We start from the raw sequence: 20,516 nt of genomic DNA on the forward strand, positions 1-20,516 counted from the left end.
GGATTATCATGACGGATACAACTTCAGCCCCGCGTTATGCACTGCGCGGGCTACAGCTGATTGGCTGGCGTGACATGCAGCACGCGCTGGATTTTCTGTTCGCGGACGGGCAGATGAAGTCGGGCACGCTGGTGGCCATCAACGCAGAAAAAATGCTGGCGGTTGAAGATAATGCGGAAGTGAAAAGCCTGATTGAAGCCGCGGAGTTTAAATACGCAGACGGTATTAGCGTGGTACGTTCAATTCGTAAAAAGTTTCCAGACGCTAATGTGTCTCGCGTGGCGGGTGCTGACCTTTGGGAGCGGCTTATGGAGCGCGCAGGCGCTGAAGGCACGCCGGTATTTTTGATCGGCGGCAAGCCAGAGGTGCTGGCGCAGACCGAACAAAAGCTGCGTAGCCAGTGGAATGTTAACATAGTGGGCAGCCAGGATGGCTATTTCAGGCCGGAAGATCGCCAGGCGTTATATGAGCGCGTGCGCGACAGCGGGGCGAAAATTGTCACTGTCGCTATGGGGTCGCCGCGCCAGGAAATACTGATGCGCGATTGCCGTCTGGTCAGCCCGGATGCGCTTTATATGGGCGTTGGCGGCACCTACGACGTCTTTACCGGCCACGTTAAGCGTGCGCCCAAAGTCTGGCAAAATCTGGGGCTGGAGTGGCTCTACCGCCTGCTCTCCCAACCGACGCGTATAAAACGACAGATTCGCCTTCTGCGCTACCTCGCCTGGCACTACACCGGGAAAATGTAATCAATATGCAGCGCGATCTGCTGTTCGCGCTGCAACGCCCCCCGCAAAACTGCTGAGTTTATGTGCAATGCATTCATTTTTTTAATGCATTGTTTGCCATTTGCCAGAATTTAAGAAACCATTCGCTCCGTATTTCAGTACCCCTCAAAACAATACCCGGCAACAAGTCGGGAAACAGCAAACACAACCGAGGAATTATGGCAGAGAAAAAACCGGAGCTTCAGCGTGGGCTGGAAGCTCGACATATTGAACTGATCGCGCTGGGCGGGACTATCGGCGTTGGCCTGTTTATGGGCTCGGCAAGCACGCTGAAGTGGGCGGGGCCTTCCGTCCTGCTGGCGTATATTATTGCCGGACTGTTCGTCTTCTTCATCATGCGCTCAATGGGCGAAATGCTGTTCCTGGAGCCGGTGACGGGCTCTTTCGCCGTTTACGCCCACCGGTATATGAGCCCGTTCTTTGGTTATCTCACGGCCTGGTCGTACTGGTTTATGTGGATGGCCGTGGGGATTTCGGAGATCACCGCCATCGGGGTCTACGTGCAGTTCTGGTTCCCGGAGATGGCCCAGTGGATACCCGCGCTTATTGCCGTAGGGCTGGTGGCGCTGGCGAACCTTGCCGCCGTTCGTCTTTACGGCGAAATCGAGTTCTGGTTTGCGATGATCAAAGTCACCACCATCATCGTGATGATTGTCGTTGGCCTTGGGGTCATCTTCTTTGGCTTCGGTAACGGCGGGCACGCTATCGGTTTTGGTAACCTGACCGGGCACGGCGGCTTCTTTGCGGGGGGCTGGAAGGGCTTTCTGACGGCGCTCTGTATCGTTGTCGCCTCCTATCAGGGCGTTGAGCTGATCGGCATTACCGCAGGTGAGGCGAAAAACCCGCAGGTCACGCTGCGTAGCGCGGTAGGCAAGGTGCTGTGGCGTATCCTGATTTTCTATGTGGGCGCGATCTTCGTTATCGTGACCATTTTCCCATGGAACGAGATCGGCACCACCGGCAGCCCGTTTGTCTTAACCTTCGCTAAGATTGGCATCACGGCGGCAGCCGCCATTATCAACTTTGTGGTGCTGACGGCGGCGCTCTCCGGCTGTAACAGCGGAATGTACAGCTGTGGGCGTATGCTTTACGCGCTCTCGCAAAACAAACAGCTGCCGGCGGTGATGGGTAAAGTCTCCCGCGTGGGTGTACCGGTGGCGGGCGTAGCGGTGTCGATTGTGATTCTGCTGATTGGCTCTTGCCTGAACTACATCATCCCGAATCCGCAGCGCGTGTTTGTTTATGTTTATAGCGCCAGCGTGCTGCCGGGGATGGTACCGTGGTTTGTCATTTTGATTAGCCAGCTGCGTTTCCGACAGGCGCACAAAGAAGCGATCGCCAGCCATCCATTCCGTTCCATTCTGTTCCCGTATGCGAACTATTTGACGATGGCGTTCCTGATTTGCGTATTAATTGGAATGTACTTTAATGAAGATACCCGCATGTCGCTGTTTGTCGGGATGATCTTCCTGGCTGCCGTCACAGCTGCTTATAAACTTTTTGGCCTGGGTCGCCGTGGCTCCGCCCATAAAGTGGAGGAATAAGCGGCAAAATGTGCAAACCATAACCAAACGCGCATTTTTTTCAAAAAAGCACTAGACAGCGGGGTCGGAGGTACGTAATATCCAGCCCCGCAACGGCGCTAAGCGCCCGTAGCTCAGCTGGATAGAGCGCTGCCCTCCGGAGGCAGAGGTCTCAGGTTCGAATCCTGTCGGGCGCGCCATTTTAGTCCCGGCGCTAGAGCTGCGGTGGTCTGAGAAGTAGTCAGAACCGCGTGAAAGAATACAGTGGTGGCTATAGCTCAGTTGGTAGAGCCCTGGATTGTGATTCCAGTTGTCGTGGGTTCGAATCCCATTAGCCACCCCATTATTGAAAGAGTTGTGAATTGCGAAGGTGGCGGAATTGGTAGACGCGCTAGCTTCAGGTGTTAGTGTTCTTACGGACGTGGGGGTTCAAGTCCCCCCCCTCGCACCACGACTTTTAATGAGTTGAACTAAAAATTCAAAAAAGCAGTACATCGGCGAGTAGCGCAGCTTGGTAGCGCAACTGGTTTGGGACCAGTGGGTCGGAGGTTCGAATCCTCTCTCGCCGACCAATTTTGAACCCCGCTTCGGCGGGGTTTTTTGTTTTCTGCGCTTTTTCATCCTGTAGCCATTCCCCGACAACACTCTATATCCTTGTCGCGATTCAGCGACATATAAGCCTTTAATAATAAAGAATTTATTATTTTCTCTCTTAACCTGTCTCCTGGTGACGACAGATTGCCGCCCTTAGCGCGAGTTTGTATGGCGTAAGGCGGCTCTTAACAACATAATTTCCTTTTATCTTAAAATGTTGCGCGATGTAAAAGTTATGCGTGTAAACCTGGCACATTACATGCAATAATATGCGTGTAGATGCTCATTCCATCTCTTATGTTCGCCCTACGGCCTCATAAACTCAGGAATGACGCAGAGCCGTTTACGGTGCTTATCGTCCACTGACAGATGTCGCTTCGGCCTCATCAAACACCATGGACATAACGTTGAGTGAAGCACCAATATGTTGTCTTACAGACCTGTTTTAACGCCTGCTTTTATAGCAGGTGTTTTTTTATGGGTACAAAAAAGGAGGCCATCTGGCCTCCTGGATAATTACTGCTGCGTTCCGTTATTGTGTAGCGTAAGCAGAAGCCCATCACGCCGCATGGCTGCGGCCTCTTCCGGCTTGTGCTGCTTGTCCAGCGAATCAGCAAGCCAGGCGTAATCAAATGCGTCCGGGCGTTGCTTCAGCGCAGCGCGGAAGGCCAGACTCGCCTCCTGCCACTCGCCGTGTTTCATCAAAGACTGGCCAAGCGTACTCCACAGCAGCGGACGATCGCCCACGGTTTTGATCTGCTGGCGCAATGCTTTTTCTATTTGTTCCGGATTGTTGGTTTTCAGACGCGGGATGACCATCACCAGGCGGTCATCATACTGTCGCTTGAGACCGTCGAGAAGGATCTCCTGCGCGGTGTCATGGTCGTCACACTCAATCAGATGTTCTGCCATCGCCACCTGAAGGGGAACCTGCTGGCGCGTTTTGCGGCTCTGGTTTTTCCACCAGGTTTTCAGGCCGTCGCTGCCAAGATCGGCGCGCGCCTGATCCATCAGGCCAATCCAGGCCAGACGCTGAAGTTCATCACGATGTTCATCATCGCCCACGTCGGCTTTCGCCATGGAAGGGATAATGTCCAGCAGTGAACCCCAGGCACCTGTCCGAATGTATGCCTGCTCCGCAAGACGCAGCACTTCCGGATGACGAGGGGTAATTTCCAGCAGACGGTCAACGCCGTGACGTGCGGCATGGTTTTCATTGCGCGCCAGTTGCAGACGAACGCGGGTGATCTCAACCGGAATCGGATCCTTAGTTGAGAGCTCAGACGCGCGTTCGAGATGCTGATTGGCGCGGGCCTCATCGCCTCGCTGTTGCGCCGCCTCAGCGGCCAGCAGATAGTTAACAACCGGCTGTTCTGCATGGTCGGCATTTTTCGACATCAGCTTTTCAACCTGCTGATAGTCGCCTTCGGCCAGCTTCAGCAACGCTTGCTCGGTCTGCTTACGGGCGCGACGGCGCTTACGGCCAACGAACCAGCCGCGCGTGTGAACCCCGGTACGGAAAATCCGACGCAGGATCCATTCCACTGCCAGCAGGACGACCACACCCAGGATAAGGATGATCACCAACCCTGTCACGCTGGTTTCGACGTTGTAGTTATCGGTCTGGATCAATACGTAACCCTGGTGACCCGCGAGCATCGGCCCCAGTACAATTCCGGCGATCAGCAGGATGAAGAGTAAGAAGACTTTTAGCATCATCACTCTCCTTGCGGCGCGCTTTCAGACGCTGGCGCGGCGGCAGGTGCTTCAGCCGGGCGCTCTGCCGGAACGCCCGGCTGGGCCAGCAGGTTACGCACGCGCGTCTGCATGATCTTCTCCAGAATCGGCTGGCTTTCCAGCTTGTCCGGCACGTTCATGGTGATGTTTTGCTGGCTCAGCTTGTCGATATCCTCCAGGAACGCGGTCGTGGTTGCGTCATTGGTATCGTAGTAAGCACGTACCCACGTTGAAACGTTATCCAGCGCCTGTTTGTAGGTCTCTTCCTGGTGACGTGGTACGGCCTGGGCAGCCACCAGCAGGCGGGAGCGAATGTTTTCGCGCAGATAGACATCCTGGTTCGGTGCCAGCAGCGGCACGGCAGTTTCATCGCGGCGGCGAATGGTAATAAAGCTGTCCATAAAGTTCTGCCAGCTCTTTTGCAGGTTGATACGCCATTCGCTCAGGGAGCTGGAAAGCTCGGTGCCGTCAGAATCCATCGGGGAGTCATCATCGTTGTTATCGGCCAGCTGAAGGTTATCAATCTGGTTTGAGAGCTGATTTACCTTAAGGATGATACCGTCATAGTCGACCTGAGAAACCGCAGACAGGCTGGCGATATCTTCCGTAATAGCGCGGCGTGCGTTGATGAGGCTCGGATCGTTCATATCGGCCAGGCTTGCGTCGGCGCTTTTCAGCAGCGCGGCGGCGGTGGTGACATCCTGATCGCTCCAGAGCTTGCGCCCGGCCAGCTTCACCAGAAAATCGGCCTGTGAGAGTAGCCAGGTTTTGGCATCGGTTCCCGAAATCGTGGCGACTTTCTCCTGCACTTCGCTCAGCTGTTTGGTCAACTCTTCACGTTTGCTGTTCGCGTCGGCGAGGGCGGCAGCCTGCTGTTTGATCACGCCTTCCAGCTCAGCTTTTTGCGTCTCCTGCGCTTTCTGTAGGGCGGTGATTTGGTTAACCAGCGCGTCGCTGGTGGCCGTCTGGTTGGTGCCTTGTTTCTTCACCAGTCCGTAGAGACCCACGCCTGCGGCCAGCGCAATCGCGATGGCAATCACGCTCAGCGTGAGGCTGGTTTTATTGCTGCCGTTTTTCTTCTCAACGGTTTTGTCTGTCGTCTCTGGCTGTGACGTGGTGTCCACAGTCTCCCTGGTCTCTTCAACCACGGCGGAGGATTTTTCGTGTTCCGTCATTATGGCTTCCCATTTGAGAGTTATTGTAATGCGCGCAGCAGCGCATCGTTGTCGGCGTTATCAGCGATCCGAATATCCTGCCAGCCCAGTTCCCGGGCGTGGTTCGCCAGACGCTCGCTGACGACCAGAAGCCGACAGCGGAGTAACCAGTTTTCGCGATACCAAAGCGGAATCAGCGACCAAAGCTGTTGTAACATTTCACCGCTGGTAACCACCAGCGTATTAATGCCGCGCGCGTGCCAGCGCATGGCTTCTTCCGCGCCATCATAGTGTTTCGCACAGCGCTGATAGCACTCCACAAACGTCACGTCTGCGCCGCGTTCGCGCAGCGTTTCGCCCAGCAGTTCGCGGCCACCGTTGCCGCGCAAAATGAGCGCACGCTTTCCGGCAATAGTTTGTAATTCAGGTAATTGTAGCAAGACTTCGCTGATTTCCCGATCTAACGGGTAACGAACATCGATTCCGCTCGCGGTATGTAAGGCCAGCGCCGTGGTGCGCCCGATGGCGAAATAGCGGGGTGCGTGGGGCCATTTAACGCCCTGCTGTTGCAGCTGCGCATGGGCAAATTCCACGGCATGCTGCGATAGCGCAAAGAGCAGCTCACCTTCCTGCAAGGCACGCATCTGGTCAGCGAGCGTAGGCAGCTCGCGACCGGGGGAGAATTCAATCAACGGAAAACTCCAGGCCACCTGCCCCAGTGCGCGCAGACGGCTCACTAACTGCTCTCCTGCGGGAGAAGGGCGGGTGACAAGTATGCTCATGCAGGGGGCTCTCCGTTATAGACCTCAGCCAGAATTTCACGCGCGCCGTTACTCAGCAGCTCTTCCGCCAGCGATACGCCAAGCGCCTCGGCATCCTGCGGCTTGCCGCGACGTTCACCGCGAACCATCTGCGAGCCGTCCGGCGCGCCAACCAGCGCACGCAGCCACAGCTCACCGTCAGTTAATTCAGCATAGCTGCCAATTGGCACCTGACAGCCTCCTTCGAGGCGAGTATTCATCGCGCGCTCGGCTTTTACGCGAACGGCGGTATCGTCATGATTCAGCGGCGCGAGCAGTGCCTGAGTACGCGCATCATCCAGACGACACTCAATGCCGACGGCACCCTGGCCGACGGCGGGCAGCGACAGCTCCGGCGGCAACGCCACGCGAATACGTTCTTCCAGCCCCAGGCGTTTCAGGCCCGCAACCGCAAGAATAATGGCATCGTAGTCGCCGTTATCCAGCTTGCCAAGGCGTGTGCCGACGTTCCCGCGCAGCGAGCGAATCACCAGATCCGGACGACGTTCAGCCAGTTGACACTGGCGGCGTAAACTTGACGTGCCGACCACGCTGCCTGCCGGCAACGCATCAAGCGAGTCATAGCGATTAGAGACAAACGCATCGCGCGGATCCTCGCGCTCGCAGATGGTCACCAGCCCCAGCCCTTCCGGGAACTCAACGGGCACATCCTTCATCGAATGCACGGCGATATCGGCGCGGTTCTCAAGCAATGCCAGTTCCAGCTCTTTGACAAACAGACCCTTTCCGCCCACTTTGGCCAGCGGCGTATCAAGAATGACATCGCCACGCGTGACCATTGGAACCAGCTCAACGCGTAATCCGGTGTGGCAGGCTTCCAGGCGCTGCTTAACATAATGTGCCTGCCAGAGCGCAAGAGGACTTTGGCGTGTGGCAATTCTCAAAACATTGTCTAACATGCTTGTTACCGTCATTATCAATCGCTAACCATCCTAACATTGTTGACACTCGGATGGCAGTTTTACGGTTGATGAAGAGTGAGAGGGACAGGGCGGCGTTCGCGTCAGCCACCGCCGTATTCAGGAATTTACACGTACAGAACGGTGCTACACTTGTATGTAGCGCATCTTTCTTTACGGTCAACCGGCAAGGTGTTAAATTGATCACGTTTTAGACCATTTTTTCGTCTGTACCACCAGAAAAGAACAAGGCGAAAAAGGGTAACGGTTATTTTTTGAAATACTGCGGGTCCGCTGCTTGTTCTGTTTTGACTGGCGTGCGACACCCGGAAACATCAGGCGATACGTCTTGTACCTCTATATTGAGACTCTGAAACAGAGACTGGATGCCATCAATCAATTGCGTGTGGATCGCGCGCTTGCTGCCATGGGCCCTGCTTTCCAGCAGGTATACAGTCTACTGCCGACATTGTTGCACTATCACCATCCGCTAATGCCGGGTTACCTCGATGGTAACGTTCCCCAGGGCATTTGCCTCTTCACGCCTGATGAAACCCAACAGCACTATCTGACTGAACTTGAGCTTTACCGTGGTATGCCGCCGCAGGTTTCGCCGAAAGGCGAGCTGCCGATTACCGGGGTTTACTCCATGGGCAGCACGTCATCGGTTGGGCAAAGTTGTTCTTCTGACCTGGATATCTGGGTCTGCCATCAGTCCTGGCTCGACAATGAAGAGCGCCAGCTGTTGCAGCGTAAATGCAGTCTGCTGGAGAGCTGGGCGGCGTCGCTCGGCGTGGAAGTGAGCTTCTTCCTGATTGATGAAAACCGTTTCCGCCATAACGAAAGCGGCAGTCTGGGTGGTGAAGACTGCGGCTCGACTCAGCACATTCTGTTGCTGGATGAGTTTTACCGTACTGCGGTTCGCCTGGCCGGAAAACGTATTCTGTGGAATATGGTGCCGTGCGATGAAGAAGAGAATTATGACGACTACGTCATGTCGCTTTACTCGCAGGGCGTACTGACGCCAAACGAGTGGCTGGATCTGGGCGGTCTGAGCTCCCTGTCCGCCGAAGAATACTTTGGTGCAAGCCTCTGGCAGCTCTATAAGAGCATTGATTCACCGTACAAAGCGGTGCTGAAAACCCTGCTGCTGGAAGCCTACTCCTGGGAATACCCCACCCCGCGTCTGCTGGCGAAAGATATTAAGCAGCGTCTGCACGATGGGGAGATCGTCTCCTACGGGCTTGATGCCTACTGCATGATGCTGGAACGCGTCACCGAATACCTGACGGCCATTGATGACGCCACGCGTCTTGACCTGGTGCGTCGATGTTTCTATCTCAAAGTCTGTGAAAAACTGAGCCGCGAGCGCGCCTGCGTTGGCTGGCGCCGCGAAGTGGTCAGCCAGTTAGTCAAAGAGTGGGGATGGGACGAAGCGCGTCTCGCCATGCTCGACAACCGCGCCAACTGGAAAATCGATCAGGTGCGCGAGGCGCACAACGAGCTGCTTGATGCGATGATGCAGAGCTACCGCAACCTGATCCGCTTTGCCCGCCGTAACAACCTTAGCGTTTCTGCCAGCCCACAGGATATCGGGGTGCTGACCCGTAAACTGTACGCCGCGTTTGAAGCGTTGCCGGGCAAGGTAACGCTGGTGAACCCACAGATTTCGCCTGACCTGTCTGAACCGAATCTGACCTTTATCTACGTGCCGCCGGGCCGCGCGAACCGCACCGGGTGGTATCTGTACAACCGTGCGCCAAGCATGAATTCGATCATCAGCCATCAGCCGCTGGAGTATAACCGCTACCTTAACAAGCTGGTGGCCTGGGCCTGGTTTAACGGCCTTCTCACCTCACGCACCCGGTTGTTTATCAAGGGCAACGAGGTGGTCGATTTAGCCAAGTTGCAGGAGATGGTGGCGGATGTCTCGCACCACTTCCCACTGCGTCTGCCTGCGCCGACGCCAAAAGCGCTCTACAGCCCGTGTGAGATTCGCCATCTGGCGATCATCGTCAACCTGGAATACGACCCGACGGCGGCCTTCCGCAATCAGGTGGTTCACTTTGACTTCCGTAAGCTGGACGTCTTTAGCTTCGGTGAGCAGCAAAACTGCCTGGTGGGCAGCGTGGATCTGCTGTACCGCAACTCGTGGAACGAAGTGCGTACCCTGCACTTTAACGGCGAGCAGGCGATGATCGAGGCGCTGAAAACGATCCTCGGCAAGATGCACCAGGACGCCGCGCCGCCGGACAGCGTGGAGGTGTTCTGCTACAGCCAGCACCTTCGCGGCCTGATTCGTACCCGCGTGCAGCAGCTGGTGTCTGAGTGCATCGAATTGCGTCTTTCCAGCACCCGGAATGAAACCGGACGCTTTAAAGCGCTGCGCGTCTCCGGCCAGACCTGGGGGCTGTTCTTTGAGCGCCTGAACGTGTCGGTGCAGAAGCTGGAGAACGCCATTGAATTCTACGGCGCGATTTCACACAACAAACTGCATGGCCTGTCGGTTCAGGTGGAAACCAACCACGTTAAGCTGCCGCAGGTGGTGGATGGCTTTGCGAGTGAAGGGATTATTCAGTTCTTCTTCGAGGAGTCGGGCGATAACGCCGGGTTTAATATCTACATTCTGGATGAAACCAACCGTGCCGAGGTGTATCACCACTGTGAAGGCAGCAAAGAGGAGCTGGTGCGCGACGTCAGCCGGTTCTATTCATCCTCGCACGATCGCTTTACCTACGGCTCAAGCTTTATCAACTTCAACCTGCCGCAGTTCTACCAGATTGTGAATGTGGATGGACGAGCGCAGGTGATCCCGTTCCGTACGCAGGCGATTACCCCTGCGGCGCCCGCTAACCAGGAAACTGCGCCGCTGTTGCAGCAGTATTTCTCCTGACCCTTTTCGCCGGGTGGCGCTAACGCTTACCCGGCCTACGGTCTGAGCCGCTGTTGCCGGGTGGCGCTAACGCTTACCCGGCCTACGGTCCGAGCTGCTGTTGCGGTTGGCGCTCACGCTTACCCGGACTATGGTTCGAGCCGTTGTAGGCCCGGTAAGGCGTAGCCGCCACCGGGCAACAAAACTACCTGAAACTCACGTTCTCACCCGCCTGCGCGGTCGCCGCCTGCTCCAGCAGATCCCAGAACGTTTCGCCGCTGCGGTCGCAGATCCACTCGTCACCTTTTAGATCAAAGTGATAACCGCCCTGTTTCGCCGCCAGCCACACCTGGTGAAGCGGCTCCTGACGGTTAATAATAATCTTGCTGCCGTTTTCGAAGCTTAAGGTCAGGATCCCGCCGTTGATTTCACAATCGATATCGCTGTCGCCGTCCCACTCGTCGATACGCTCTTCGATGGTCATCCACAGGGTATCGGCAAGGCGATGAAATTCACTGTCGTTCATGGTTTTATTCCTGTTTTTCGTGATGGCGGCAGTATAACGCTAAATAATTCCCGTTGCAGGAAAGCGGCAAACTCTTGCTTTTGTGTCTTCTCCTGCGATGATAGAAACAGATTTGAACTTACGGGCAACCTCTACATGAAAAACGTCTTTCGAACGCTTGCCGTTCTTGTCACTCTGTTTAGCCTGACCGGCTGTGGACTGAAGGGACCACTGTACTTCCCGCCAGAGGATAAAAACGCACCACCGCCGACAAAACCAGTGCAAAGTGGTATCGAGTCATCTACGCCGGATACCAACGATCGCGGCAATAACGGCGGCCCGACTCAGGTCAATCTCTGACGATTACGTTCTGTACCCGCGCAATGGAGCAAATGATGCAGTTCTCTAAAATGCATGGCCTTGGCAACGACTTTATGGTCGTCGACGCGGTAACGCAGAATGTCTTTTTCTCCCCGGAACTGATCCGTCGTCTGGCGGATCGGCACGTGGGCGTGGGGTTTGACCAGCTGCTGGTGGTGGAGCCGCCTTACGATCCTGACCTGGACTTCCACTATCGCATTTTTAACGCCGACGGCAGCGAAGTTTCCCAGTGCGGCAATGGCGCACGCTGTTTTGCCCGCTTTGTTCGGCTGAAAGGGCTGACCAACAAGCGCGATATCCGCGTCAGCACCGCCAATGGCCGGATGGTGCTCAGCGTCACCGACGACGAACTGGTGCGCGTGAACATGGGCGAGCCGAACTTCGAACCCGCTGCCGTGCCGTTTCGCGCCAACAAAGCGGAAAAGACCTATATTATGCGTGCCGCCGAGCAGACAGTATTGTGCGGCGTCGTCTCGATGGGTAACCCGCACTGCGTGATTCAGGTAGATGATGTGCAAACCGCGGCGGTTGAAACGCTCGGCCCGGTGCTGGAAAGCCACGAGCGCTTCCCGGAGCGGGCGAACATCGGTTTCATGCAGGTGGTGAAGCGTGAACACATTCGCCTGCGGGTTTACGAGCGCGGCGCGGGCGAAACCCAGGCCTGCGGAAGCGGTGCCTGTGCGGCGGTGGCCGTCGGTATCTCGCAGGGGTTACTGGCGGAAGAGGTTCGCGTGGAATTACCGGGCGGGCGTCTTGATATCGCCTGGAAAGGAGCGGGTCATCCACTGTACATGACTGGCCCGGCGACACATGTTTATGACGGGTTTATCCATCTATGAAGCAACCAGGGGAAGAACTGCGGGAACCTGTAACGGAGCTGGATGACAGCGCTGTTGTGGATTACCTGCTGCACAATCCTGAGTTTTTTATCCGCAATGCACGCGTCGTCGAAAGGATGCGCGTACCGCATCCGGTTCGCGAGACCGTGTCGCTGGTTGAATGGCACATGGCGCGCTCGCGCAACCACATCAATCAGCTCGAAGAGAACATGACGCTGCTGATGGAGCAGGCCAGCAATAACGAAAGCCTGTTCTATCGTCTTCTGCACCTTCAGGCGCGTCTGGCTTCCGCGCACAGTCTCGAAGAGTTCCTCAACCGCTTCCATCGCTGGGCGCGCGAGCTGGGGCTGGCAGGCGCGACGATCCGTCTCTTCCCTGACCGCTGGCGCATTGGCGCGCCGTCCGGGTTTACCCATCTGGCGCTGAGCCGTCAGGCGTTTGAGCCGCTGCGCATTCAGCGTCTGGGCCATGAGCACCACTATCTGGGGCCGCTTAACGGGCCAGAACTGCTGGTGGTGCTGCCGGAAGCCAAAGCTATCGGCTCGGTGGCGATGTCGCTGATGGGGCGCGATGGTGACCTGGGCGTGATGTTATTTACCAGCCGCGACGCGCATCACTATGAACAGGGGCAGGGTACGCAACTGTTGCAGGAGATCGCCCTGATACTGCCTGAGCTGCTGGAGCGCTGGATTGAGCGCGTATGACGGACGGACTGCTCGCCACTGACGTCACCCGTTTTCTGCGCTATCTTGGCGTAGAACGCCAGCTTAGCCCTATTACGCTGCTCAACTATCAGCGTCAGCTTGATGCCATCATGCAGATTGCCGATGAAATCGGTCTTAAAAGCTGGCAACAATGTGACGCCGCCACGGTTCGCGCCTTCGTTGTGCGTAGCCGTAAAAAAAACTTAAGCCCGGCGAGCCTGGCGCTCCGGCTCTCTGCCCTGCGCAGTTTCTTCGACTGGCTGGTCAGCCAGGGCGGTCTGAAAGCCAACCCTGCAAAAGGGATCGCCACGCCAAAGGCCCCGCGTCATCTGCCGAAAAATATCGACGTCGACGACGTAAACCGCCTGCTGGATATCGATCTTAACGATCCGCTGGCCGTGCGCGACCGCGCGATGCTGGAGGTGATGTACGGCGCGGGCCTGCGTCTCTCTGAGCTGGTGAACCTCGACTTAAAGCACCTCGATCTGGAATCTGGCGAAGTGTGGGTGATGGGCAAAGGCAGCAAAGAGCGCCGCCTGCCGATCGGCCGCAATGCGGTTTCCTGGATTGAGCACTGGCTGGATCTGCGCGGTCTGTTTGGCGCGGAAGAGGATGCGCTGTTCCTGTCGAAGCTCGGCAAGCGGATCTCGGCGCGTAACGTGCAGAAGCGCTTTGCGGAGTGGGGCATTAAGCAGGGGCTGAACAGCCACGTTCACCCGCATAAGTTGCGCCACTCTTTTGCGACGCACATGCTGGAATCAAGCGGCGACCTGCGCGGCGTACAGGAGCTGCTTGGTCACGCGAATCTGTCGACCACCCAAATCTATACCCACTTAGACTTCCAACACCTTGCCTCGGTGTATGACGCGGCGCATCCACGCGCCAAACGGGGGAAATAATGCGTTTTTACCGCCCACTCGGTCAGATCTCAGCCCTGACGTTTGATCTTGATGACACCCTTTACGATAACCGCCCAGTGATCCTGCGTACCGAGCAGGAGTCGCTGGCGTTTGTGCAAAACTACCATCCTGCGCTGAAAGCGATCCAAAACAAAGAGTTCCAGAAGCTGCGTCAGTCCCTGCGGGAAACCGAGCCGGAAATTTACCATGACGTGACCGAATGGCGCCGCCGTGCGGTTGAGCAGGCGATGCTCAATGCCGGCCTGAGCGCGCAGGACGCGGCCATGGGTGCTGAAGCGGCCATGGAAAACTTCGCCAAATGGCGCAGCCGAATCGACGTGCCGCAGGAGACCCACGACACGCTGGCGAAGCTCGCCGAAAAGTGGCCGCTGGTCGCCATTACCAACGGCAACGCTCAGCCTGAACTGTTTGGTCTGGGGAACTATTTTCAGTTCGTGCTGCGCGCGGGCCCGCACGGACGCTCGAAGCCGTTCAACGATATGTATCATCTGGCAGCGGAAAAACTGGATTTGCCGCTCGGTGAGATCCTGCACGTGGGCGACGACCTGACCACGGACGTCGCCGGGGCGATCCGCTGCGGCATGCAGGCCTGCTGGATCAAGCCGGAAAATGCCGATCTGATGACTACCCCGGATAGTCGTCTTCTGCCGCACGTGGAAATTTCACGGTTGGCATCCCTCACGACGCTGATATAATCATCAATTGTTCTGTATAAATTAACAGGGTTTTGGCGAATGGAAACATTTGCCCGCCCGACATGACGTGACGGTGCCAATGGACGTTTCTTACCTGCTCGACAGCCTTAATGACAAACAGCGTGACGCGGTTGCCGCCTCGCGTACAAACCTGCTGGTACTGGCTGGAGCGGGCAGTGGTAAGACGCGCGTGCTGGTTCACCGTATCGCCTGGCTACAGAGCGTGGAGAACTGCTCGCCGTACTCGATTATGGCCGTGACGTTCACCAACAAGGCGGCGGCGGAGATGCGCCACCGTATCGCACAGCTAATGGGCACCAGCCAGGGCGGCATGTGGGTTGGCACCTTCCACGGCCTGGCGCACCGTCTGCTGCGCGCGCACCATATGGACGCTAACCTGCCGCAGGATTTCCAGATCCTCGACAGCGAAGATCAGCTGCGCTTACTGAAACGTCTGATCAAGGCGATGAACCTCGACGAGAAGCAGTGGCCGCCGCGTCAGGCGATGTGGTACATCAACGGTCAGAAAGACGAAGGGCTGCGTCCGCACCACATTCAAAGCTTCGGTAACCCGGTTGAGCAGACCTGGCAGAACGTCTACAAGGCCTATCAGGAAGCGTGCGATCGCGCCGGTCTGGTGGATTTCGCCGAACTGCTGCTTCGCGCCCACGAGCTGTGGCTGAACAAACCACATATCCTGCAACACTACCGTGAACGCTTCACCAACATTCTGGTGGACGAATTCCAGGATACCAACAACATTCAGTACGCGTGGATCCGCCTGCTGGCCGGGGATACCGGCAAGGTGATGATCGTGGGCGATGACGACCAGTCTATCTACGGCTGGCGCGGCGCGCAGGTGGAGAACATCCAGCGCTTTCTCAACGATTTCCCCGGCGCGCAAACCATCCGTCTGGAGCAGAACTACCGTTCTACCAGCAACATACTGAGCGCGGCCAACGCCCTGATTGAGAACAACAACGGGCGCCTGGGTAAAAAGCTGTGGACCGATGGCGTCGACGGCGAACCGATTTCGATTTACTGCGCCTTCAACGAGCTCGACGAAGCCCGCTTCGTGGTGAACCGCATTAAAACCTGGCAGGAGAACGGCGGTGCGCTGGAGCAGTGTGCCATTCTCTATCGCAGCAACGCCCAGTCGCGCGTGCTGGAAGAGGCGCTGTTACAGGTGAGCATGCCGTACCGCATTTATGGCGGTATGCGCTTCTTCGAACGTCAGGAGATCAAAGATGCGCTCTCGTATTTGCGTCTGATTGCCAACCGTAACGACGATGCGGCGTTTGAGCGCGTGGTGAACACGCCGACGCGCGGCATCGGCGATCGTACGCTGGACGTGGTGCGTCAGGCCTCGCGCGATCGTCAGCTCACGCTATGGCAGGCATGCCGCGAGCTGTTACAGGAAAAAGCCCTCGCCGGGCGCGCCGCAAGCGCATTGCAGCGCTTCCTGGAGTTAATCGACGCGCTGGCGCAGGAAACGGCCGACATGCCGCTGCACGTCCAGACTGACCGGGTGATCAAAGATTCCGGCCTGCGCACCATGTACGAGCAGGAAAAAGGCGAGAAGGGCCAGACCCGTATTGAGAACTTAGAGGAACTGGTGACGGCAACGCGCCAGTTCAGCTACAACGAAGAAGACGAAGACCTGATGCCGTTGCAGGCATTCCTCTCTCACGCCGCGCTGGAGGCGGGGGAAGGGCAGGCCGATACCTGGCAGGATGCGGTTCAGCTGATGACCCTGCACTCCGCGAAAGGTCTGGAGTTCCCGCAGGTGTTCATCGTCGGGATGGAAGAGGGGATGTTCCCGAGCCAGATGTCGCTGGATGAAGGCGGGCGTCTGGAAGAGGAGCGTCGTCTGGCCTACGTGGGTGTGACCCGTGCGATGCAGAAACTGACCCTGACCTACGCGGAAACCCGCCGCCTGTACGGGAAAGAAGTGTATCACCGTCCGTCGCGCTTTATCGGCGAACTGCCGGAAGAGTGTGTGGAAGAGGTGCGCCTGCGCGCCAGCATCAGCCGTCCGGTCAGTCATCAGCGTATGGGCTCGCCAATCTCGGAAACCGATACCGGTTACAAGCTGGGCCAGCGCGTGCGCCACTCGAAATTTGGCGAAGGCACCATCGTCAATCTGGAAGGCAGCGGCGAGCACAGCCGTTTGCAGGTCGCGTTCCAGGGGCAGGGGATCAAATGGCTGGTGGCAGCCTATGCCAAGCTGGAAAGTGTGTAACTTTCAGAAAAATATCACTATTTTGTAATAATCTGCTAGCCTTATACGTTGAAGGTCAATTAATGCCCTTCAGCGTTCCGTTGCGTGTTGACGCCACAGTTATTGCTGGCGTAACATGCGCGCACGATTACGCTAAGAGGACATTCGCCTTGGACACACCCAGTAGATACTGGCTCAATTCCCTGTCATCCAGGAACAACTCCTAAGGCTATCTCCTCTTGCTGATGGCCTTAGTGGTTGTCAGCGACTGCATCATTCCCGTCGCGCTGAGTCAGGCTGTTTAATGGTCTGAAACCCAATTTGTTTCTGTGTGCCCACCGAACTGTCCGATATTTTTTGCATTGGGAGTCCCGGTCATGTTGAGCGCATTTCAACTCGAAAATAACCGACTGACTCGGCTTGAAGCCGAAGAGTCACAGCCCCTCATTGATGCCGTATGGGTGGATCTGGTCGAGCCGGACGACGATGAGCGCCTTCGCGTACAATCTGAACTGGGGCAAAGCCTGGCGACACGCCCGGAACTGGAAGACATCGAAGCATCCGCCCGTTTTTTTGAAGACGAAGACGGCCTGCACATTCACTCCTTTTTCTTCTTCGAAGATGCCGAAGACCACGCGGGGAACTCCACCGTGGCGTTTACCATCCGCGATGGCCGCCTGTTCACCCTGCGCGAGCGCGAACTGCCTGCGTTTCGTCTCTACCGCATGCGCGCCCGCAGCCAGGCGATGATGGACGGTAACGCCTATGAGCTGCTGCTGGATCTGTTCGAAACCAAAATCGAACAGCTGGCGGATGAAATCGAAAACATCTACAGCGACCTGGAAAAGCTGAGCCGCGTGATCATGGAAGGCCATCAGGGCGATGAGTACGACGAAGCGTTGTCCACGCTTGCAGAGCTGGAAGATATCGGCTGGAAGGTGCGTTTGTGTCTGATGGATACCCAGCGCGCGCTGAACTTCCTGGTTCGCAAGGCGCGTCTGCCGGGCGGTCAGCTGGAGCAGGCGCGTGAGATCTTACGCGATATCGAATCCCTGCTACCGCACAACGAATCCCTGTTCCAGAAGGTCAACTTCCTGATGCAGGCGGCAATGGGCTTTATCAACATCGAGCAGAACCGCATCATCAAGATCTTCTCGGTGGTTTCCGTGGTGTTCCTGCCGCCGACGCTGGTGGCATCCAGCTACGGGATGAACTTTGAGTTTATGCCGGAGCTGAAGTGGAGCTTTGGCTACCCGGGGGCGATTATCTTTATGATCCTCGCCGGGCTGGCGCCGTACCTGTACTTCAAGCGGAAGAACTGGTTGTAAAAATCAGGCGGGTGGCGCTGCGCTTACCCGCCCTACAAAGCACCTAAATTCCTCTGCGAGTCCTGCGCTGGGTATAAATTGCATCCGCAACGAAAATCGCCAGCGCCACCCAGATAAAGGCAAACGTCACCATCTTATCCGCACCCGGCACCTCGCCGTAAAACACCACCGCCAGCAGGAACATCAGCGTCGGGCCGATGTACTGGAAGAAGCCAAGCGTCGAGAGACGCAGACGCGTTGCCGCGCCGGTGAAGCACAGCAGGGGAATCGTCGTGACCACGCCCGCCGCCATCAGCATCAGGTTCAGCGACCATGGGTTGCTGCCCATGTGGCTGGTGGCGCTGTCGGCAATACCGAACAGGTAGATCGCCGCGACAGGCAGCAGCCACAGGGTTTCAAACAGCATTCCCGTCTGCGCTTCCACGGCGATTTTTTTACGCACCAGGCCGTAGAAGGCAAAGCTGAACGCCAGCCCCAGGGCGATAACCGGCAGTGAACCGAAGGTCCACAGCTGCACCAGCACGCCGCAGAGGGCCAGAATCACCGCCACCCACTGCATCCGGCGGAAACGTTCGCCGAGGAAAATCATCCCCAGCACGATGTTCACCAGCGGGTTAATGAAGTAGCCCAGGCTGGCTTCGAGCATGTGATGGTTATTCACCGCCCAGATAAACAGCAGCCAGTTTCCGCCAATCAGCACCGCAGAGAGGGCAAGCAGGAAGACCTTCTTCGGGGTTTTTAGCAGCGTTTTGACGCCTGACCACTGACGGCTGATGCTCATCAGCGCGATCATAAAGAAAAACGACCAGATGACGCGGTGAGTGAGGATCTCGTCCGCCGGGACATAGGCGATAAGCTTGAAGTACGCCGGCGCGATACCCCAAATAAAATAAGCGGCAAGAGCGAGTAAAACGCCCTGCCGCGTCTGTTTAGCATCCATCGGGAAAATCCGTTACAAAAAAGTGAAGTAATTTTACCCGAATTTGCCGCCTCAACCCACCATATAAGTGGCGGTTGCGCTGGCAATATAAACCTGCTCCTCGTTATGCAGCTCAACGCGGGCGACGGCAACTTTATTCCCGGCGCGCAGCAGTCTGCTGGTGCAGGTGAAGCGGTTTCCGCGTCCCGGTCGCAGATAGTCGACGCGTAAATCGATGGTTCCCATGCGCGAGAGGCGCTGGCGTAACTCATCTTCGTTGATGGTGTCGTGGCGCGTCAGCGTGCTGCCCACGCACACCAGACCGGCCGCCACGTCCAGCGCAGAGGCAATCACCCCGCCGTGCAAAATGCTTTGCGCCCAGTTACCGACCATCATTGGCTGATTATTGAAACTCAGCTGAGCGAAGTCTTTTTCGTATCGCTCCAGCTCAAGACCCAGTGCACGGTTGAATGGCATGTGGTACACAAAAATCTCGCCCACGAGCTTTAAGGTTTCTTCGGCGGTGAGTGTGGCTGACATCTGACGTGGCATCCTTGTTGTTAACAAAATGTTGATTTTATGCTTCAGGATAAAGGAATGCCACTTTAAGAAACGAGGAAGCGGAAGTTATCGCAGAAGTCTGTAGAATGCCCGGACAAAACTATTCATTAAATGTCACAATTTCAGGAGAACACCACCGATGCGGACGTATCTGGGTTGGTTACTGGCGGCGGTTGCGCTGCCCCTCACAGCATATGCGCAGGAAGCGACGATCAAAGAAGTGCATGATAAACCTGCCGTTCAGGGCAGCATCATCGCCAATATGCTTCAGGAGCATGACAATCCGTTCACGCTCTACCCCTATGACACAAACTACGTGATCTATACCCAGACCAGCGATCTCAACAAAGAGGCGATAAGCTCCTATAACTGGTCTGACAATGCGCGTAAAGATGAGGTGAAGTTCCAGCTCAGCCTGGCCTTCCCGTTATGGCGCGGCATCCTGGGGCCGAACTCGGTGCTTGGTGCATCTTACACGCAGAAGTCATGGTGGCAGCTCTCCAACAGCGGGGAATCTTCACCGTTCCGCGAAACCAACTATGAACCGCAGCTGTTCCTCGGTTTCGCCACTGATTATGAGTTTGCAGGCTGGACGCTGCGCGACGTGGAGGTGGGCTATAACCACGATTCCAACGGTCGTTCCGACCCAACCTCACGCAGCTGGAATCGCGTCTATACGCGTCTGATGGCGCAGAACGGCAATTTCATGGTGGAAGTGAAGCCGTGGTACGTGGTGGGCAGCACCGATGACAACCCGGATATCACCAAATACATGGGCTATTATCAGCTTAAAGTGGGCTATCAGCTGGGTGACGCGGTGCTGAGCGCCAAAGGGCAGTACAACTGGAATACCGGCTACGGCGGCGCAGAGCTGGGCCTGAGCTACCCGGTGACGAAACACGTTCGTCTCTATACCCAGGTGTATAGCGGTTATGGCGAATCGCTGATCGACTATAACTTCAACCAGACCCGCGTTGGTGTGGGCGTCATGCTGAACGATATTTTCTAAGCTGCTCGAATGTTTTTGCGTTAAACGTTGAAGTTTCTCTCTCAGG

General features: G+C 56.5%; 19 protein-coding genes and 4 tRNA genes. 16 read left to right on the forward strand and 7 right to left on the reverse strand.

Annotated elements, in window-relative coordinates; translation table 11 throughout:
• Positions 1–8 precede the first annotated feature (8 nt).
• The 6 genes from wecG to L3069_RS00900 all read left to right on the forward strand — a co-directional run bounded on the left by wecG (position 9) and on the right by L3069_RS00900 (position 2,883).
• Positions 9–749, forward strand: coding sequence for a lipopolysaccharide N-acetylmannosaminouronosyltransferase (gene wecG / locus L3069_RS00875; RefSeq protein ID WP_015570015.1), 741 nt, complete (start codon positions 9–11; stop codon positions 747–749).
• 197 nt (positions 750–946) lie between these two features.
• Positions 947–2,332, forward strand: coding sequence for an amino acid permease (locus L3069_RS00880; RefSeq protein ID WP_023305225.1), 1,386 nt, complete (start codon positions 947–949; stop codon positions 2,330–2,332).
• A gap of 102 nt (positions 2,333–2,434) precedes the next feature.
• Positions 2,435–2,511, forward strand: a tRNA-Arg gene (locus L3069_RS00885).
• Positions 2,512–2,578: 67 nt separating this feature from the next.
• Positions 2,579–2,654 (forward strand) — tRNA-His (locus L3069_RS00890).
• A gap of 21 nt (positions 2,655–2,675) precedes the next feature.
• Positions 2,676–2,762: transfer RNA gene (locus L3069_RS00895), tRNA-Leu, on the forward strand.
• Positions 2,763–2,806: 44 nt separating this feature from the next.
• Positions 2,807–2,883, forward strand: a tRNA-Pro gene (locus L3069_RS00900).
• Positions 2,884–3,421: 538 nt separating this feature from the next.
• On the opposite strand, the gene hemY is transcribed toward L3069_RS00900, so the two are convergent.
• The 4 genes from hemY to hemC are packed head-to-tail and all read right to left on the reverse strand — an operon-like array spanning position 3,422 to position 7,516.
• Positions 3,422–4,621: a protoheme IX biogenesis protein HemY gene (gene hemY, locus L3069_RS00905; protein WP_032622057.1), complete on the reverse strand. Its 1,200-nt coding sequence runs from the start codon at positions 4,619–4,621 to the stop codon at positions 3,422–3,424.
• Between the two features lie 2 nt (positions 4,622–4,623).
• On the reverse strand, positions 4,624–5,817 hold the full coding sequence (hemX, locus tag L3069_RS00910; RefSeq protein ID WP_038415040.1) for a uroporphyrinogen-III C-methyltransferase: 1,194 nt from the start codon (positions 5,815–5,817) through the stop codon (positions 4,624–4,626).
• Positions 5,818–5,837: 20 nt separating this feature from the next.
• Positions 5,838–6,578 carry a uroporphyrinogen-III synthase gene (gene hemD, locus L3069_RS00915; RefSeq protein WP_038415041.1) on the reverse strand — a complete coding sequence of 247 codons (741 nt, stop codon included), beginning with the start codon at positions 6,576–6,578 and terminating at the stop codon, positions 5,838–5,840.
• Positions 6,575–7,516, reverse strand: coding sequence for a hydroxymethylbilane synthase (gene hemC, locus L3069_RS00920; RefSeq protein WP_038415042.1), 942 nt, complete (start codon positions 7,514–7,516; stop codon positions 6,575–6,577). The genes hemD and hemC overlap by 4 nt, the downstream gene beginning before the upstream one ends.
• A gap of 349 nt (positions 7,517–7,865) precedes the next feature.
• On the opposite strand from hemC, the gene cyaA reads away from it, so the two are divergent.
• Positions 7,866–10,409 (forward strand): class I adenylate cyclase, encoded by a 2,544-nt coding sequence (gene cyaA, locus L3069_RS00925; protein ID WP_038415043.1) that lies wholly within the window; start codon positions 7,866–7,868, stop codon positions 10,407–10,409.
• 184 nt (positions 10,410–10,593) lie between these two features.
• Here cyaA and cyaY read toward each other — a convergent pair whose 3' ends face one another.
• Entirely contained in the window at positions 10,594–10,914 is a 321-nt protein-coding gene (gene cyaY, locus L3069_RS00930; protein ID WP_032626549.1) for an iron donor protein CyaY, read from the reverse strand.
• 135 nt (positions 10,915–11,049) lie between these two features.
• On the opposite strand from cyaY, the gene L3069_RS00935 reads away from it, so the two are divergent.
• The 8 genes from L3069_RS00935 (at position 11,050) to corA (ending at position 17,981) form a co-directional block, all read left to right on the forward strand.
• The gene (locus tag L3069_RS00935; RefSeq protein WP_006812373.1) at positions 11,050–11,253 is read left to right on the forward strand and encodes a lipoprotein; all 204 of its coding nucleotides are present in this window, start codon (positions 11,050–11,052) and stop codon (positions 11,251–11,253) included.
• 35 nt (positions 11,254–11,288) lie between these two features.
• Positions 11,289–12,113, forward strand: a complete 825-nt coding sequence (gene dapF, locus L3069_RS00940; protein ID WP_023299045.1) for a diaminopimelate epimerase — start codon at positions 11,289–11,291, stop codon at positions 12,111–12,113.
• Complete coding sequence (locus L3069_RS00945) at positions 12,110–12,817, forward strand: DUF484 domain-containing protein (RefSeq protein WP_038415044.1); 708 nt, start codon at positions 12,110–12,112, stop codon at positions 12,815–12,817. Before dapF ends, L3069_RS00945 begins: the two co-directional genes overlap by 4 nt.
• The gene (gene xerC, locus L3069_RS00950; protein ID WP_038415045.1) at positions 12,814–13,716 is read left to right on the forward strand and encodes a tyrosine recombinase XerC; all 903 of its coding nucleotides are present in this window, start codon (positions 12,814–12,816) and stop codon (positions 13,714–13,716) included. Before L3069_RS00945 ends, xerC begins: the two co-directional genes overlap by 4 nt.
• Positions 13,716–14,432 (forward strand): 5-amino-6-(5-phospho-D-ribitylamino)uracil phosphatase YigB, encoded by a 717-nt coding sequence (gene yigB / locus L3069_RS00955; RefSeq protein WP_022646664.1) that lies wholly within the window; start codon positions 13,716–13,718, stop codon positions 14,430–14,432. The genes xerC and yigB overlap by 1 nt, the downstream gene beginning before the upstream one ends.
• Before the next feature lie 79 nt (positions 14,433–14,511).
• Positions 14,512–16,674, forward strand: a complete 2,163-nt coding sequence (gene uvrD, locus L3069_RS00960) for a DNA helicase II (protein WP_017383586.1) — start codon at positions 14,512–14,514, stop codon at positions 16,672–16,674.
• 149 nt (positions 16,675–16,823) lie between these two features.
• Positions 16,824–16,880: a YsgD/CorL family protein gene (gene ysgD / locus L3069_RS00965; RefSeq protein ID WP_212743980.1), complete on the forward strand. Its 57-nt coding sequence runs from the start codon at positions 16,824–16,826 to the stop codon at positions 16,878–16,880.
• A gap of 150 nt (positions 16,881–17,030) precedes the next feature.
• Positions 17,031–17,981, forward strand: coding sequence for a magnesium/cobalt transporter CorA (gene corA, locus L3069_RS00970; protein ID WP_003860807.1), 951 nt, complete (start codon positions 17,031–17,033; stop codon positions 17,979–17,981).
• Between the two features lie 43 nt (positions 17,982–18,024).
• Here the strand turns inward: corA and rarD are convergent, their stop codons facing one another.
• Positions 18,025–18,921, reverse strand: coding sequence for an EamA family transporter RarD (rarD, locus tag L3069_RS00975; RefSeq protein ID WP_023299047.1), 897 nt, complete (start codon positions 18,919–18,921; stop codon positions 18,025–18,027).
• Between the two features lie 51 nt (positions 18,922–18,972).
• Positions 18,973–19,440: an acyl-CoA thioesterase YigI gene (gene yigI / locus L3069_RS00980; protein ID WP_038415046.1), complete on the reverse strand. Its 468-nt coding sequence runs from the start codon at positions 19,438–19,440 to the stop codon at positions 18,973–18,975.
• Positions 19,441–19,600: 160 nt separating this feature from the next.
• On the opposite strand from yigI, the gene pldA reads away from it, so the two are divergent.
• Complete coding sequence (gene pldA / locus L3069_RS00985; RefSeq protein WP_022646666.1) at positions 19,601–20,470, forward strand: phospholipase A; 870 nt, start codon at positions 19,601–19,603, stop codon at positions 20,468–20,470.
• Positions 20,471–20,516 lie beyond the last annotated feature (46 nt).

Origin of the sequence: Enterobacter cloacae complex sp. ECL411, from assembly GCF_021869665.1 — a bacterium.
Taxonomy (GTDB): Bacteria; Pseudomonadota; Gammaproteobacteria; order Enterobacterales; family Enterobacteriaceae; genus Enterobacter; species Enterobacter intestinihominis.

Coding starts and splice junctions, on each gene's coding strand:
- wecG (WP_015570015.1), top strand. CDS start 9: ATGACGGATACAACTTCAGCCCCGCGTTATGCACTGCGCGGGCTACAG.
- L3069_RS00880 (WP_023305225.1), top strand. CDS start 947: ATGGCAGAGAAAAAACCGGAGCTTCAGCGTGGGCTGGAAGCTCGACAT.
- hemY (WP_032622057.1), bottom strand. CDS start 4,621: ATGCTAAAAGTCTTCTTACTCTTCATCCTGCTGATCGCCGGAATTGTA.
- hemX (WP_038415040.1), bottom strand. CDS start 5,817: ATGACGGAACACGAAAAATCCTCCGCCGTGGTTGAAGAGACCAGGGAG.
- hemD (WP_038415041.1), bottom strand. CDS start 6,578: ATGAGCATACTTGTCACCCGCCCTTCTCCCGCAGGAGAGCAGTTAGTG.
- hemC (WP_038415042.1), bottom strand. CDS start 7,516: ATGTTAGACAATGTTTTGAGAATTGCCACACGCCAAAGTCCTCTTGCG.
- cyaY (WP_032626549.1), bottom strand. CDS start 10,914: ATGAACGACAGTGAATTTCATCGCCTTGCCGATACCCTGTGGATGACC.
- L3069_RS00935 (WP_006812373.1), top strand. CDS start 11,050: ATGAAAAACGTCTTTCGAACGCTTGCCGTTCTTGTCACTCTGTTTAGC.
- dapF (WP_023299045.1), top strand. CDS start 11,289: ATGCAGTTCTCTAAAATGCATGGCCTTGGCAACGACTTTATGGTCGTC.
- L3069_RS00945 (WP_038415044.1), top strand. CDS start 12,110: ATGAAGCAACCAGGGGAAGAACTGCGGGAACCTGTAACGGAGCTGGAT.
- xerC (WP_038415045.1), top strand. CDS start 12,814: ATGACGGACGGACTGCTCGCCACTGACGTCACCCGTTTTCTGCGCTAT.
- yigB (WP_022646664.1), top strand. CDS start 13,716: ATGCGTTTTTACCGCCCACTCGGTCAGATCTCAGCCCTGACGTTTGAT.
- uvrD (WP_017383586.1), top strand. CDS start 14,512: ATGGACGTTTCTTACCTGCTCGACAGCCTTAATGACAAACAGCGTGAC.
- corA (WP_003860807.1), top strand. CDS start 17,031: ATGTTGAGCGCATTTCAACTCGAAAATAACCGACTGACTCGGCTTGAA.
- rarD (WP_023299047.1), bottom strand. CDS start 18,921: ATGGATGCTAAACAGACGCGGCAGGGCGTTTTACTCGCTCTTGCCGCT.
- yigI (WP_038415046.1), bottom strand. CDS start 19,440: ATGTCAGCCACACTCACCGCCGAAGAAACCTTAAAGCTCGTGGGCGAG.
- pldA (WP_022646666.1), top strand. CDS start 19,601: ATGCGGACGTATCTGGGTTGGTTACTGGCGGCGGTTGCGCTGCCCCTC.